At 64.7% G+C, this 14,032-nt stretch carries 17 protein-coding genes and 1 pseudogene; 10 read left to right on the top strand and 8 right to left on the bottom strand.

What is annotated here, in order from left to right; all coding sequences use genetic code 11:
• Window positions 1-213 precede the first annotated feature (213 nt).
• The 3 genes from ACUCV3_RS07925 (at window position 214) to ACUCV3_RS07935 (ending at window position 1,938) form a co-directional block, all read left to right on the top strand.
• On the top strand, window positions 214-630 hold the full coding sequence (locus ACUCV3_RS07925; RefSeq protein ID WP_482240519.1) for a hypothetical protein: 417 nt from the start codon (window positions 214-216) through the stop codon (window positions 628-630).
• A gap of 73 nt (window positions 631-703) precedes the next feature.
• Entirely contained in the window at window positions 704-1,393 is a 690-nt protein-coding gene (locus ACUCV3_RS07930) for an N-acetylmuramidase domain-containing protein (protein ID WP_482240520.1), read from the top strand.
• Window positions 1,390-1,938, top strand: a complete 549-nt coding sequence (locus ACUCV3_RS07935; RefSeq protein ID WP_482240521.1) for a hypothetical protein — start codon at window positions 1,390-1,392, stop codon at window positions 1,936-1,938. The genes ACUCV3_RS07930 and ACUCV3_RS07935 overlap by 4 nt, the downstream gene beginning before the upstream one ends.
• Here the strand turns inward: ACUCV3_RS07935 and ACUCV3_RS07940 are convergent.
• Together ACUCV3_RS07940 and ACUCV3_RS07945 are read right to left on the bottom strand one after the other, a co-directional pair.
• Complete coding sequence (locus ACUCV3_RS07940; protein ID WP_482240522.1) at window positions 1,919-2,242, bottom strand: hypothetical protein; 324 nt, start codon at window positions 2,240-2,242, stop codon at window positions 1,919-1,921. The two genes, ACUCV3_RS07935 and ACUCV3_RS07940, sit on opposite strands and share 20 nt — an antisense overlap.
• Window positions 2,229-2,423: a hypothetical protein gene (locus ACUCV3_RS07945; RefSeq protein ID WP_482240523.1), complete on the bottom strand. Its 195-nt coding sequence runs from the start codon at window positions 2,421-2,423 to the stop codon at window positions 2,229-2,231. Before ACUCV3_RS07945 ends, ACUCV3_RS07940 begins: the two co-directional genes overlap by 14 nt.
• Before the next feature lie 165 nt (window positions 2,424-2,588).
• Here ACUCV3_RS07945 and ACUCV3_RS07950 point away from each other — a divergent pair, with 165 nt between their 5' ends.
• The 3 genes and pseudogenes from ACUCV3_RS07950 to ACUCV3_RS07960 all read left to right on the top strand — a co-directional run bounded on the left by ACUCV3_RS07950 (window position 2,589) and on the right by ACUCV3_RS07960 (window position 4,595).
• Entirely contained in the window at window positions 2,589-3,431 is an 843-nt protein-coding gene (locus tag ACUCV3_RS07950; protein ID WP_482240524.1) for a DNA adenine methylase, read from the top strand.
• A gap of 48 nt (window positions 3,432-3,479) precedes the next feature.
• Window positions 3,480-3,568: pseudogene (locus ACUCV3_RS07955) on the top strand.
• A gap of 373 nt (window positions 3,569-3,941) precedes the next feature.
• Entirely contained in the window at window positions 3,942-4,595 is a 654-nt protein-coding gene (locus tag ACUCV3_RS07960) for a Crp/Fnr family transcriptional regulator (protein WP_004208652.1), read from the top strand.
• A gap of 12 nt (window positions 4,596-4,607) precedes the next feature.
• On the opposite strand, the gene ACUCV3_RS07965 is transcribed toward ACUCV3_RS07960, so the two are convergent.
• The 4 genes from ACUCV3_RS07965 to ACUCV3_RS07980 all read right to left on the bottom strand — a co-directional run bounded on the left by ACUCV3_RS07965 (window position 4,608) and on the right by ACUCV3_RS07980 (window position 9,272).
• The gene (locus tag ACUCV3_RS07965; protein WP_482240525.1) at window positions 4,608-6,059 is read right to left on the bottom strand and encodes a TRAFs-binding domain-containing protein; all 1,452 of its coding nucleotides are present in this window, start codon (window positions 6,057-6,059) and stop codon (window positions 4,608-4,610) included.
• A 24-nt stretch (window positions 6,060-6,083) separates the two neighbouring features.
• Entirely contained in the window at window positions 6,084-6,566 is a 483-nt protein-coding gene (locus ACUCV3_RS07970) for a nucleotide synthetase (RefSeq protein WP_037510897.1), read from the bottom strand.
• Window position 6,567: 1 nt separating this feature from the next.
• Window positions 6,568-8,163 carry a toll/interleukin-1 receptor domain-containing protein gene (locus ACUCV3_RS07975; protein ID WP_048938071.1) on the bottom strand — a complete coding sequence of 532 codons (1,596 nt, stop codon included), beginning with the start codon at window positions 8,161-8,163 and terminating at the stop codon, window positions 6,568-6,570.
• Window positions 8,164-8,342: 179 nt separating this feature from the next.
• Window positions 8,343-9,272 (bottom strand): LysR family transcriptional regulator, encoded by a 930-nt coding sequence (locus tag ACUCV3_RS07980; RefSeq protein ID WP_004208648.1) that lies wholly within the window; start codon window positions 9,270-9,272, stop codon window positions 8,343-8,345.
• Between the two features lie 122 nt (window positions 9,273-9,394).
• Between ACUCV3_RS07980 and ACUCV3_RS07985 the strand changes: the two genes are divergently transcribed.
• The 4 genes from ACUCV3_RS07985 to ACUCV3_RS08000 all read left to right on the top strand — a co-directional run bounded on the left by ACUCV3_RS07985 (window position 9,395) and on the right by ACUCV3_RS08000 (window position 11,878).
• Window positions 9,395-10,093 carry a pirin family protein gene (locus tag ACUCV3_RS07985; RefSeq protein WP_004208647.1) on the top strand — a complete coding sequence of 233 codons (699 nt, stop codon included), beginning with the start codon at window positions 9,395-9,397 and terminating at the stop codon, window positions 10,091-10,093.
• A 146-nt stretch (window positions 10,094-10,239) separates the two neighbouring features.
• On the top strand, window positions 10,240-10,560 hold the full coding sequence (locus tag ACUCV3_RS07990; protein ID WP_048938070.1) for a hypothetical protein: 321 nt from the start codon (window positions 10,240-10,242) through the stop codon (window positions 10,558-10,560).
• A gap of 29 nt (window positions 10,561-10,589) precedes the next feature.
• A complete protein-coding gene (locus ACUCV3_RS07995; RefSeq protein WP_048938069.1) occupies window positions 10,590-11,486 on the top strand; it encodes a pirin family protein in 897 nt (298 codons plus the stop codon).
• Window positions 11,487-11,497: 11 nt separating this feature from the next.
• On the top strand, window positions 11,498-11,878 hold the full coding sequence (locus tag ACUCV3_RS08000; RefSeq protein ID WP_048938068.1) for an OsmC family protein: 381 nt from the start codon (window positions 11,498-11,500) through the stop codon (window positions 11,876-11,878).
• Window positions 11,879-11,957: 79 nt separating this feature from the next.
• Here the strand turns inward: ACUCV3_RS08000 and ACUCV3_RS08005 are convergent, their stop codons facing one another.
• Both ACUCV3_RS08005 and ACUCV3_RS08010 read right to left on the bottom strand, forming a co-directional pair.
• A complete protein-coding gene (locus tag ACUCV3_RS08005) occupies window positions 11,958-12,428 on the bottom strand; it encodes a low molecular weight protein-tyrosine-phosphatase (RefSeq protein ID WP_048938067.1) in 471 nt (156 codons plus the stop codon).
• Window positions 12,425-13,873 carry a helicase HerA domain-containing protein gene (locus tag ACUCV3_RS08010; protein WP_004208642.1) on the bottom strand — a complete coding sequence of 483 codons (1,449 nt, stop codon included), beginning with the start codon at window positions 13,871-13,873 and terminating at the stop codon, window positions 12,425-12,427. The genes ACUCV3_RS08005 and ACUCV3_RS08010 overlap by 4 nt, the downstream gene beginning before the upstream one ends.
• Window positions 13,874-14,032: the final 159 nt, after the last annotated feature.

A 14,032-nucleotide genomic window follows, 5' to 3' on the forward strand; every position in this document is an offset into this window, starting at 1 on the left:
ATGTTCAGTGGCCAGCGCTCGGCTTTGAGGGTGAGCGCTTGATCGGCACTATAGCTATTGGAAAAATCACAATGTCGATGAGATCGAACGTAGAAACCGGTGAAGTCGGCGGGAGGTTTGCTGGAGCAATAGGGCTGGTCTCATGCGCAGCTGCATATGTGGCGAGCTGATGCCATGCACGACGCCATCATCACACATCAGGGGGCAAAGGCGATGACGCCATGGGCTGAGGCAGCCATCGCAAAATATGGCTGGATTATACTGGGCCTTACGTTCGGCCTGGCGGCGAAATATGCGCTGCTCATTAAGAAGGGCGTGAAGATCAAGCCGGTGCTGGTGCTGGCAGATCTGCTGCTGCTGCCAATGGTGGCGCTCATTGCCTATTGGCTCGTGAATCAGGCGGGCGTTCGCGGCGAAGCTGCCGCGCTCCTTACCGCTGGAGCGACTGTTGGCGCCGATCGCGTGGTCAAGCTCTACACTGACCGCTTCCTGCGACAGGTCGATGCTGTGCTGATGGACACGGTGGCGCAGCGGAAAGCGGCGATCCGCGAAGAGGTGCAGGCGGAACTGAGCGCCAATCGCACGATGCAGGACATAGCGAAGGGCAAGCGCGCGATCGGCGGCGAGTAGCGGCCACCTTCCCATTTCCGGGAATTGACGAACGACAGGGCGCCTCTGGCGCCTTTTTTCATGGGAGAATGAGATGGACCATGCCACGCTCCAGCGGCGGCTGGCTTCGCTCGGCTATTATTCGGGGGCGATTGACGGGCGGTTCGGCCCGGTCAGCCAGGAAGCGACGCTGAGATGCCTGACGGATGGGCCTGACCATCCTATCACTGAGGGCGACGTCGCGGCCGCCGCCAAGGATCTGGCTGTCGACCCGGCGACTATCTGGGCCGTCTATGATGTGGAGGCCGCCGGTGATGCCTTCGTTAATGGGCGGCCGACGATCCTGTTTGAACCGCATCGCTTCAGCAGATCCACCGGCCATCGCTATGATGCAACCTATCCGGCGCTCTCCTCCCGCCAGTGGAACCGCAAGCTCTATCCGGCATCGCAGCAGCGCCGCTGGGAGCAGCTGCTGGCCGCCGTGGCGCTCGATGTCGACGCGGGCTTCATGTCGGCCAGCTACGGCGCATTTCAGATCCTCGGCGAGAATTATGCCGTCTGCGATGCGCCGGACCCTTGGTCGTTCGCCTGGCGCCAGTCACGCACCGAAGGCGACCAGCTCGACGCCTTCATTCGCTTTGTCTCCGGTAGAGGGCTGAAAGCGGCGCTCCAGCGGCGGGACTGGGCCGCCTTCGCCAAGGGCTACAACGGCACGGCCTATCGCGAGAACCGCTATGACGAGCGGCTGGCGGCGGCCTTCGATAGGCGGAGCAAGGCAGCATGAGCGCGGCGCTCGCATTCGCGGGCCGCTGGTGGCGCGAGGGGTTGATTGCTGCCCTGGTCGTCGGCGTCGCCCTGCTCGCCATGAAGGTCGAGGTCCGCACGGCGGAACGGGACACGGCGCGCACTGGCCTCGCGGCCGAGCAACAGGCGCATAAGCAGACCGAAACAAACTATCGTGCCGCCAGCGCTGAAGCCCGGCGACAGGCAGCCGAGAATGTGAATCGCGTGAAGGCCGAGCAGGCCCAGATTACCGAAAGGACCAGGAATGAATATCAGGCTCGCCTTGCCGATGTTGATGCTCGCTATGACCGCGTGCGCAGGCAGCTCGCCGCCCGCACCGATCTCGGCAGTTCCGGCCCGGCTCCAGTGTCCCTCACCCGCGACGCCACCTGCCGAGCTTATGGCGGGGGAAGTTGTGACAACCTTCTTGCCAAGCTCGCAATAGCCGAGCGGCAGGCGTGGAATCTGGTCGCGCTCCGCCAGTGGGTGGCCGATCAAGCGGCGGTGAAGGCGGAGCCGATGCCGCTCATCCCCGGAAGCGATTGACGATCCGCTTCCACTCCCGCTCATCGGGCAGCGGCAGCGTGATGTGCGGCGGCTCCGTCACCAACTCGATAACCTTTGGCCGGATGCGCTTGCCCAGTCGGCGGGCGCATTCCCGGCACCACATTTTCTGACGGGCTGGGCCTAGATTGTCGTCCAGCCCCTTGCGGTGAAAGTGCCACCATAGACCATGGGGATGGAACAGGCCGATATGGCCGCACTGGCAGATGACCTTGACCGTCTTGTGCCATGCGGCCGCCTCGAACAGGCAGGTGCCGATCTTCAGGCCATCTTTATACCGGGCCACATTCCGCCAGTGCCTCGTCAGCAAGCTCCTGCAAGGTCGCGTAGCGGACCGCGACCAGATCCGCGATCATGTCCCAGACCGCTTTGACATCGCGCCCGGTTAGGCCGCCCTGGTCAACGACATCGTCATCCCCAAGCCGCTCCGCGAATCGCCGGAAGCGAGCCTTCAATTCATCGTCCATTTGGTTCTCCGTCCGGTGAGCCAGTGAGTTCCCCGCCTCGGCGGGGGTTGAGGCGCGCCAACGCCTCAAGCCGGCGGTCTCGACCCGCCATGTCCCCGGCTGGCCTGCCGGTTTCATCCCGCCTCCCGGCGCTCGGGAGGGGTGAACAGATATGGAACAAACAGAATGGAGTCGAGTCCGCTTTTTGATGATTTCGTTGCGCCTGTGTCGCCGGTTGCAGCCTACATTGGGGGCAAGCGTCGGTTATGGAAACGCGTCACCCGCGCGATCGACATGGTGCCGCACCAGTCGTATGGCGAGGTGTTCATGGGGATGGGTGGCGTCTTCCTGCGTCGCGGCCGTCGTCCGCGCGCCGAGTATGTGAATGACTGGTCCGAGGACGTGGCGACCTTCTTCCGCATCCTCCAGCGCCACTACATCGCATTTCTGGACATGCTTCGATACCAGCTCACCACGCGGAGTAATTTCGAGCGGCTGATGCGAGTCGATCCATCGACCCAGACCGATCTGGAGCGAGCCGCCCGGTTCCTCTATCTCCAGCGCCTCGCGTTCGGCGGGAAGGTCGCTGGGCGTAGCTTCGGGGTCGATGCAGCCAATTCCGGCGGCTTCGACGTGACGAAGCTCCAACCTATGCTGGAGCAGCTGCATGAGAGGCTCGCCGGCGTCACGATCGAGCGGCTGCCCTGGTCGGATTTCGTTCGCCGCTATGACCGACCCGACATGCTATTCTACCTCGATCCGCCCTACCACGGCAGCGAGGGGGATTATGGCGCCGGCATGTTCGATCGAGCCGAGTTCGCCCTCATGGCGGAGCAGCTGCGCGGGATCGAGGGGCAGTTCCTGATGAGCATCAATGATGTGTCCGAGATCCGCGAGGCATTCGCTGGCTTCGCCATGGCGTCCGTGGACCTGCAATACACCGTCGGCAATGGATCGCCGGTAGAGGCGCGCGAACTTATCATCACGAACTGCCGAGAGGTGTCGATCGAGCGCCTAGTGCCCTGCTGATGCGTTCCCCCACGCCTCTGAAAGCCGCGAAAAACCGTGGGTCATTGTGGCGGCAAATTGGGGGAAGCGGCATTGAAAACAAACATGAAAATGCTTCCACGGCTGAAACACGGGTTCGATTCCCGTAGGGGTCACCACCTTCATGACAAGGTGGTGCATCGCTTTGATAGCGAACCTGTCCCTGTCAGGGACCATCCAGCAGCATATATTGCCGATCGTTTCACGCACCGGCATTTGGTTTCCACGCGCGGCGCCCCCTCTTGTGGTTGATGGCCGAACCGCATGGAGATTGCGAAAAAAAAGGCCCGAAGCCATATGAAGCTCCGGGCCAAGAAAAGGTTGCCCCACCGGGGCCTCCTTCGGGTCGCGCTGATTCCCTAGGGAAATCTCCTCGGCATGGCCGTGATGCAGATCACATATTTTCCGAGAATCATCCTGCCCTCCTGTTCATCCGGAGCGCATAGGCTATGCCGGTAACGGAACGATCGATCGTCACCGAGGAGTGGAGGATTGCAGGTCGAGGAACAGGTCGAGGTGCTGGCAGCGGTTTTCCGATGTGATCGGAAGGCGGCAGAGCTGCTGCGCCGCGTGCTGGTTCCGCAGCAGGTCGGCGCCAAGCAGATATTGGCCCGGCAAGGGGAGGCGTCGCACCATTGCTGGCTGATCGTCGACGGCTGCGTGGCGGTGCAGACCTTTGGCATCGACGGCCAGCGCCAGCAATTGGCGCGTCATGGGCCGGGGGAGTTTTTCGGCGCCTACCCAGCGCCCACGACGCACCGGGCGGAGATAGAGGTGCTGGTCGAAAGCCGCCTGTTGCGCGCGGAGGCACAATCGCTGGCCGCGCTGGTGGCGGGCGATGCGCAGATCGGCGCGGGCATGGCCTGGCTGCTGGCGCGCCAGCTCGACCGGGCGCTGGATCGAATGGCGACCCGGTCCACCTATAGCGCGGCCGGGCGGGTCTATAGCGAATTGCTCGCGCTGGCCGATGGTCGCGACCATATCGTGCCCGCGCCGCAGGTCACCACCCTGGCGCTGAGCGCGAACACGACCCGCGAGACCGCGTCGCGCGCGATCGCCGTGCTGATCCGGCGCGGTATCGTCAGTCGGGAAGATGGTCAGATGCAGATCCATGCGCCGCGCATGCTGGCGGACATGGTCGTCTGAAGGCGCGCGCCGTCAGCTGGACGGCGGATAATAATGGCCGACCGGGCAATCGCCCTGGCGGGTCATCACTTCGCCGGCAATTTCAAACCGATATCCGGGGCCTTGCAGCGCCATGGCGGCGGCCTGTGGCCAGGGCATGCAGATGCTGCCGGCCGGTGCGGCTGGCGCCAGGAGCAGCGCCAGGCATTCCTCGCCATCGATCGGATCATTCGGCATGACCGTTTGATATTCCAGCGCCAGCCCATGGTCCGGCCAGTCCCTCAGGATCAGGCGGGCCTGGAGCATGGCGGTGGCCATATCGTCGAATGCCTGGAAATGCAGGCCATTGGCGCTTTCGCGCATGGCTGGCGCGAGGCGTGTCGTCGATGCCAGCACAGCCTTGTTGATGGCCATGGGCAGCGCATCGCCAGAGGGAGGCATTGATTGTTCGAGGATGATCTTGCGCACGGGCAATGTGCGTGACTGCCACAGCCGATAGGCAGGGGCAGGCTGATCCGAGGCACGCCCGATATGTAGCGCGATGGCCTGTGTCGCAAAGGCGTCGGCACGGCGCAGCGCCAGTCCCATGGCGATCTCGCACCCCTTGTCGATCGCCGCGTTGGACAGGCTGGTGATGGCGTCGGGCGCGTCCAGGCTGTCGGCCATGTCGATCAGGCGATCGAAGCGGGCGAGCCAATGGTCACCGAACCGGCCGACCGAACTTTGCCGAAAGACGTCGAGACTTGTCGGCAGGACGATGTGCAACTGGATGCCCCGGAAAAGGGCGCATTCGGCGATCAGGATATCGGCGCCCGCGGCGAGCGCCCCGAAGGCGGCACCCGGCGCAATCTGATCGAGCGCCGCCTCGATCTTGGTGCGGGCTTCCTCCTCATTGTCCGGCAGGCCGATGATGCCGCTGAAATAGAGGCTGGGTGGCGGGCGCAGCGGATCGAGGGGCGCGGTAGAGCGCCCCTGCCTGGTCAATATCTCGTGGAATTGCCGCAGGGTCGCGGCATGATCTTCCCAGGCGTCCGGCGCGGCCGTCATGGCCTGTGCCAGGGCGGCCTGCGCTGCGGCCTCGTCACCCAGCAGCAGATGGGCTTCGGCCGCTGTCGCCGCCAGCCAGTAGCGCGTTTCCTGCACATGATCGCCGCTGTCGAGCAGCGCCAGCACCTGGCGGGCGAGGTCGGCCGCGTCGGCGGGGCGATCGTTCAGAAAGGCGAGGGTGGCGGCATTGATGAGCGGATAGGTGGCGCGGCAGTCGCTGGCCGCCTGGAGATAGGCCTGTCGCGCCTCGTCCAGCAGCGCGGCGCGTTCGGCGCCCTCGCTGCGCAGCGCCCGATCCTTGAGCAGCCGGCCCTTGAGGGTCAGCGCATCGCTGTCGCGTGACGGCAGCAGGCCCGCCGCGCCGAACATCGTCCAGGCGCGAACGGTGTCGCCGCTGCGTGCAACCCTGCGGATTTGCGCAAGGATCGGAAGGATCATGTCGCCACCACCCCGTCGCCGCGCTCAGTCTTCCTTGGGCGGTGGATTCTTGATGTCGGGATCGATCGACAGCGGGATCCATTTGGGTTCGGTGGCACTGGGATTTTGCAGCAGGTCGATATTGATGTTGAAGCCGTGCCGCGTGCCATATTTGCCGCCCTGATTGTAGCGTGCCTGGAACCGGACGGTCTTGTAGCGGTCCTGATCGGCGCGATAATCATCATAGATCAAGCCGCCGTAAAAGGAAGAGAGCGGCTCCTCGGTCGTTATGGCGTCGTAATTTTTCGAGAAGAACAGCTGATCGCCGATCAGGTTGATTTCCACGATCGAATTTTCGGTGATGGCGATATAGTCATGATCGGTGACGCCGGGCTGTTCATAGCGCAGCGAAACCCAGCCCTCCTCGCCCTTCAGTGCGACATTGAACTGCAGCGGCGCGACGCCATCTTCCAGTTCGACCTCGATCAATGGCGCCAGGCCATATTGGGTATAATTCAGCGTCGACATCTTATTTGCTCCCCTTCGTCAATGGTTTGGCCAGCTTGCCCTGCCAGACCTGCCAGTCCTTGTTCGCCGGATCGCGCGCCACCAGGTCGGCGACGTCGGCGCGGGCCTCGGCGCGCAGCGCCTTGGCGCGATCGGTTTCACCCAGATCATAGAGCAGGTTCGACATGGAATAGCGCGCCAGCATCCAGTCCTGCAGATAGCCGGCATTTTTCGGATCACGCCGGAGCAGCGACCGCAGGATCGTATCCTGCTTTTCGCGCTGCACCAGTGCCGCCCGGTCATCCCCCTGCAAGCGCAGCGCGTCCGCCATCCAGGCATGGCGATTGGCGAGATCCGCAGCGATCGCCGGATCGCCGGGCGCCAGGCGCTGGACCCGCATCATGGTGTCGAGCGCGCCCTTGCAGCTTTGCAATGTTCTGTCGGGATTCTTCCTGGCGAGGGCGATGGTGCAGATATTGCCCTGCGCATAGCCCAGTTCTCGCCAATAGGCGTCGTTCGCCGGTCGTAACTGCACCAGCCTTTCGGCCAGCGCCTGATAGGATTGGAAGTGTGTCAGGGCGGCGTCGTTCCGATCGCGGATAAAATCGACATAGCCGAGCCAGAATTCGCTCTGGGCATGGGCGAACAGGCGTTGCGGATCGTTCGGTGCGGCGGCCAGCAGGGTTGAAGTGACGCGATAGGCCTCGCGGAACTGGGCGATGGCCTCTGGCGTGTCGCCGCGCTTGAAATCATCCTCGCCCATGGCCTGCAGGATGCGGGCGCGCCGTTCGAGCGAATCGCCCGGCAATGTTTCCAGGTCGGGCTGGTCGGCATAATAAGCGAGCGCACGCTTGTTCACCGTCTGCAGCACGTCGAGCCGGCCAACGCCCTCCAGCTTTTCCCGCAGATCGGTCAGCATGAATTCGATCAGTCCCTCTGCCTGCTGGCGCTGGCTTTCTGCCTCGCTCCTTGCCCGCGCGACAAAGACCAGCATCGCCGCCATCAATAGGACAAGAAAAAGCGCAACAAATGTGACGGCTATCACACGGCGCAACTGGCGCTGGGCGTCGCGCTGGATGATCTGGTCGAGCGGTACGCCGGTCAGGCCGGCGACGATCTTCAACCGGGCCAGTTTGGGGCCGTCGCTGTCGGCGCGGAAATCGGCGGCGATCGGTTCACGCTCTATGCCAGCGGCATCGCGCGCGATCAGCGCGGCGGGAAAGCTGTCGGCCGGCTCACCCGCGACCAGCGCGGCGATGATCGGCCGGTCGGGATGAAGTTCGCGGAACAGCGCGATTTCCGCATTGACCCAGCGCGAGGCCTTCGCCGCTGGCGAGCATAGCACCAGCAGGGCGTCCGACTGGGACAGGGCCAGGCGCACCTGTTCGTCGAGGCTGGAAGCAGCCGGCAATTCGGCGCGATCGCGAAAGATCGGGGTCAGCCGGCGCGGGACCGCCGCCCGGCCGGCCTGTATGCCGACCAGGCGCCTGGGCATCCGATAGGTTTCCAGCCAATGATGCAGCTTTCCCGCCGCGCGCTCGTCGGCATGGCTGTAGCTCAGAAAAGCACGATATTGGCGCGCCCCGACCGTGGCAGGCGCCTCCTTGACCTTGTTCATGCGCGACCCGCACTCACTCCATTGTCCCCCACCTGTCATTGTCGGCGTGAGCCCGGTCGGCGATACATGGTCGCCATCTTGTCGGATCCCGCCGCAATCTCCTTGGGGTGTGCCAGAAAAACATGATTCATCAAGGGGAAGCGTCGCATCGTCGGGATGGCGCGGTCTTCGGCGGACGCCTAGACGTCGCTCATCCCGGCCGCCTCGCGATCGTCGGCGCCCAGCGCGACGAACTGCTCGATCAGCCAGGATGCGGCCGGGCCGGGCGGGGTGTCGCGGCGCCAGATGCCCGAGAAGCGATAGGTGCCGCCGGGATGATCGGGCATGGCGAGCCGCACCAAAGTGCCGGCGACCAGATCCGCCTCGATCATCGGCAGCGGCATATTGCCCCAGCCAATCCCTTCGCGCAGCAGCGCATGCTTCGCGCCCAGATCGGCCAGGCGCCAGGTCTTGGGGCTGGCAACCGAGAAATCGCGGCCTTCGGTAAAGCGCGACCGGTCGGTCAGCACCAACTGGGTATAGTCGCGCCCGGCGCCCGGCGCGATCGCCTCCATCCGGCCAAGTGGATGATCGGGCGCCGCCACCGGCACCATCGGCACCAGTCCGGCGGACATGCTCTCAATCCCCTCGACCCCGGCCGACAGCGGCCCGGAAATGCCGATTACCGCGCCCCGGTCCAGCACCATCGCCACGATCGCGCCCAGCGCCTCGGCATGGAGCCGCAACTGTACCGTCGGAAATTCCTTCGCGAAGGCGCGCAGCACCTTGCCCAGCCGTTCGGCCGGCAACATCACGTCGACCGCCAGATTGACCTCCGCCTCCAGCCCGTCGAGCAGCCCCTTCACCTTGGCGCGCAGCCCGTCCATGCCATGGGCGATGCTGCGGGCCTCCGCCAGTAGGGCGCGGCCGGCGACGGTGAGCTGCGGCTTGCGCGTGCCTTCGCGCTCGAACAGCAGCACGCCCAGCTGCGCCTCCAGATTGGCGATGCCATAGCTGATGACCGACACGGCACGATTGAGCTTGCGCCCGGCGGCAGCGAAGCTGCCGGTGTCGACGATGGTGAGGAAGATGCGCAGCTGGTCGAAGGTCGGGGTGCCGGGATTGTTCACTGTTCGATTTCCTGGAACGTTTCGATGCATTTTATCCATCTGAACGGAAATGCGTTCAAGCGCTAATTGGGTCTTCGACAGGGCGGCCCCATCATGGATGTGCCGCCCGCAGGAGACACAAGATGATCGAACTTCGTCCTTTCGACAGCCTGGGTGGTGCCAATCATGGCTGGCTGGATGCCAAGCATCATTTTTCGTTCGCCGGCTATCATGATCCCGCTCGCGTCCATTGGGGCAATCTGCGCGTCTGGAATGACGACACGATCGCGCCGGGCACCGGCTTCCCGCCGCACCCGCACCGCGACATGGAAATCATCACCTATGTCCGCGAAGGGGCGATCACCCATCAGGACAATCTGGGCAACAAGGGCCGGACCGAGGCTGGCGATGTGCAGGTCATGTCGGCCGGCACCGGCATCACCCATTCGGAATATAATCGCGAGGATGTGACGACGCAGATCTTCCAGATCTGGATCATCCCGACCCGCGACGGCGAAGCGCCGAGCTGGGGCTCGCGTCCCTTCCCCAAGGGCGAGCGGAGCGGCCAGTTCGTGACGCTGGCGTCGGGTTACGGGAATGACAATGACGCGCTGCCGATCCGCACCGATGCGCGGGTTGTCGCCGCGACGCTGAAGGCTGGCGAGAGTGCCGAATATCCGATCGGCAAGGATCGCAAGGCCTATCTGGTCCCGGCCACCGGCGCGATCCAGATCGACGATGTGCGGGCCAATGCCCGCGACGGCGTGGCGATCCAGGATCTGGATGTCATCCGCGTGACGGCGATCGAGGATAGCGAGATCGTGCTGGTCGATGCGGCCTGACGACAAAAGGGGAGGGGCGCGGGTCATGCGCCCCTTCTTTTCCAGAATATAGAACAGAGTGACCGATTTTATCCGGCTGATCCTGAAAGTGCGATCGCGCTAGAAGGAAACCAACGAAACGGTCCAGACGAACAGGGAGCCTTCTCATGCTGAACATCGCCACCCCGCGCCTCAGCTCCGCCGAATGGCAGGACGTGAAGGCTACCTTGAGCGCCGTTGCCGATTGCGGCTGTGGCGAACCGGCGGCTGCCGGCCCGGTCCGCTCGCGGATTGGCCATGCGCTCGACGCGATCCTGGGACCGAAAAAGGCCCAGCCGGTGATGCTGGCCCCGCATCTGCACGATGTGCGCGAATTTCTCTGCGAATCCGGTCGCACCCGCGCGATTGCCGAACGCCATGTCCCCGCACTCGCCGCGCAGGGCTATAGCCGCGCCCAGATCGAGGCGCTGGCGCTGCTCGGCGCCTGACCCCATTTTCCGAAAAGAGGATAAGTCCCATGTCCATCCGCACTTCAGAGGTCGACGGCGTCGATCTGGTCATCCTGCCCCCGGTCCGCGATCTGGGCGATGGCTTCTCGGTCCGCCGCGCGCTGCCGTCCGCGCATCGCCGCATGGTCGGCCCCTTCATCTTCTTCGACCAGATGGGCGAGGCAACCTTCAACAGCGGCGAGGGGCTGGATGTGCGCCCGCATCCGCATATTGGCCTGGCTACCGTCACCTATCTGCTGGAGGGCGAAATCCTGCACCGCGACAGCGTCGGATCGGTCCAGTCGATCCGCCCCGGCGAGGTCAACTGGATGACTGCGGGCAGCGGCATCGTCCATAGCGAGCGCACCAGCGAGGAAAATCGCGCCAAGGGCAGCAAGCTGTTTGGCCTGCAGACCTGGGTTGCGCTGCCGACGCAGGCGGAGGAAGTCGATCCGGGTTTCGCCCATCACAAGGCCGACGAAATCCCGACGATCGAGGATGCGGGCACGCGCCTGACCCTGATCGCCGGCAGCTCCGATGGTCTGGTATCGCCGGTGAAGACCTTCTCCGACATGGTCTATGCCGATATCGCGTTGCAGGACGGCGCCCGCTATCAGCTCAAGGCCGAGCATGTCGAACGCGCCATCTATGTGGTGCAGGGTGAAGTCGAGGTGATCGGCCAGACCGGCGGCTTTGCGACCGGCGAACTGGTGGTGTTCAAGCCCGGCGCGGAGATCATCCTGCGTGCCAAAGGCGCGACCCGGCTGATGCTGATGGGCGGCGAACCGCTGCCCGAAAAGCGTCATATCTTCTGGAATTTCGTCTCTTCCTCGCCCGATCGGATCGAGCAGGCCAAGGCCGACTGGCAGGCCCAGCGCTTCGCCCCGGTGCCCGACGAGCATGAATTCATCCCCCTCCCGGCATAAGGAGCAGCATCATGGCCCAGGGTAGCGCCCATATCGGCAAGGACCGGTATCGCACGGAGATCGTCGTTGGCGGTCATGCCATCACTGCCGACGAGCCGAAGGCGCTGGGCGGCGCCAATCTTGGCCCGGCCCCCTATGATCTGCTGCTGGCGGCGCTGGGTGCCTGCACCGCGATCACGCTGCGCATGTATGCGGAAAAGAAGGGCTGGCCGCTGGAATCGCTCGACGTCGCGTTGCGCCTGTCGGGCAAGGAGGAAAAGCGGATCGACCGCACACTGACGATCGTCGGGCTGGACACGGAGCAGCGGGCGCGGCTGGCCGATGTTGCCGAGCGGACCCCGGTCACCCTGACCTTGAAACAGGGCCTGCCGATCGCGACGATGCTCGGCTAATGCCCAACATCCGTTCGTTTCGAGCGAAGTCGAGAAATGGCGGCGCTAACGGTTCTCGACAGGTTCGAACCGAACGGGATTAGGGATTCGTGCGCAACCGAGCCACGATTGCCCTGGCGGCGCGGGTGACATCGTCCCAGCTGATGTCGAAGCCGGCGTCATTGCCATAATAGGGGTCGGTGACCCCGCTGCCTTCCCGTCCCGGCACCAGGTCCATCAGCAGCGACAGGCTGGCGGTCCCGTCGCCGGGGCGGATGCGGCGCAGATTGGCGAGATTGTCGCTGTCGAGCGCGAAGATATGGGTGAAGCGGTGGAAATCCGCCGGCTTCGCCTGCCGCCCGCGATAGCCGCTAATGTCGATGCCATGGCGCCGCGCCACCGCCTGCGCGCGCGGATCGGGCGCGTCGCCGACATGCCAGTCGCCGGTGCCGGCCGAATCCACGACAATATCAAGACCCGCCTGTTCGGCCTCCGCCCGCAGCGCGGCTTCCGCCAGCGGGGAGCGACAGATATTGCCGAGGCAGACGAACAGGACCGACGCCTGCGTCATTCGGCAGCGGCCGTGCTGAGGCCGAGCGCCGGGATGCCGATCGAACGGCGGCCGCCGAAATCGGTCCGCGCGACGATCACGCCCAGCTTCTCCATATATTCGATCAGCCGGCGGACGCGGCCGGGCGAACTGGTGCCATAGGCGCGGGCCAGCACCGTGTCCTCGGGGCAGGGCTCGCCCTCCATCGCCGCGCGGGCGATCAGCAGGAAGGGAGCCAGCATATCTTCCGGCACCGGATCGGCGGCGCGGATCGGCTCTTCCCAGCGCGGGTCGGCCGAATCGCTCATGCCGGCGAGCGCCATGGCGAAGCGCTTGCGGAAGGCGGGCAGGTCGAGTGGCGGCTTGCGCAGCCCCTTCATCCGGCAGCGGACGCCGAAATCCTGGAACAGGGCAGCGACGCTGGGGACGGCTTCGCCCAGGTCCGCGACGATCTCGTCCAGCACGGCGATCACGATCGGCTCATTCTCGCCGAAATCCAGTTCCGGCGCGGCGGGCTTGGCCGACGGCACATCGGCGAGCTGGCGCATGATTTCCTCGGCCGGGCGGGCAGGCGGTTCGGCGCGGGGCGGGGGCGGCGGCATCGATTCTTCCTCGACCCGAGCGAACAGCAATTCCTGAAAATCCTCGCCGGTGGTGATCGGCGGCGGCATCAGCTTGTGGGTGCCACCGCGCGTGCCGGTCTTCACCGCCCCGATCTTCACCGCGACCGGGCGGCGCGCGATCGCGGGCCCAAGCCCCAGGAAACGGCCACGCTCCAGATCGCGGATCTGCTCCGCCTGACGGCGCTCCATGCCCAGCAGGTCGGCGGCGCGGGCCATGTCGATGTCCAGGAAGGTACGACCCATCAGGAAGTTGGAGGCTTCGGCGGCGACATTCTTGGCCAGCTTGGCCAGGCGCTGGGTGGCGATGACGCCGGCCAGGCCACGCTTGCGGCCACGGCACATCAGGTTGGTCATGGCCGCGAGCGACAGGCGCCGGGCTTCGTCCGACACGTCGCCGGCGGCGACCGGGGCGAACATCTGCGCCTCGTCCACCACCACCAACGCGGGATACCAATGGTCGCGCGGCGCGTCGAACAGGGTCGACAGGAAGGTCGCGGCGCAGCGCATCTGCGCTTCCAGTTCCAGCGACTCGAGGCTCAGCACCACCGACGCGCGATGTTCGCGGATGCGGGCCGCCATCTTGACGATCTCGCGCTCATTATAGTCGCCGGCATCGATCACGACATGGCCATATTCGTCGGCCAGGGTGACGAAATCGCCTTCCGGGTCGATCACCACCTGCTGCACCATCGGCGCGCTTTCCTCCAGCAGGCGGCGCAGAAGATGTGACTTGCCGGACCCGGAATTGCCCTGGACGAGCAGACGGGTGGCAAGCAGTTCCTCGACATCGACCAGCACGGGATTGCCCGTACCGTCATTTCCTATGCTGATGCTGGCGGTCACGAACGTCCTTTGGCCCAGCCTGTGGCCTGCGCGCAACCCGTATTGGGCAGTTTGCCAGCGTTGGCCGCGTAATATCTTGACCATCGCATTGTTGCGATGCAGCATCGATCCATCATGGAGAGCATAAACCCCGCCCAATCCGCGCCTGCGATCACGCAG

Source organism: Sphingobium sp. VMM, from assembly GCF_056790315.1.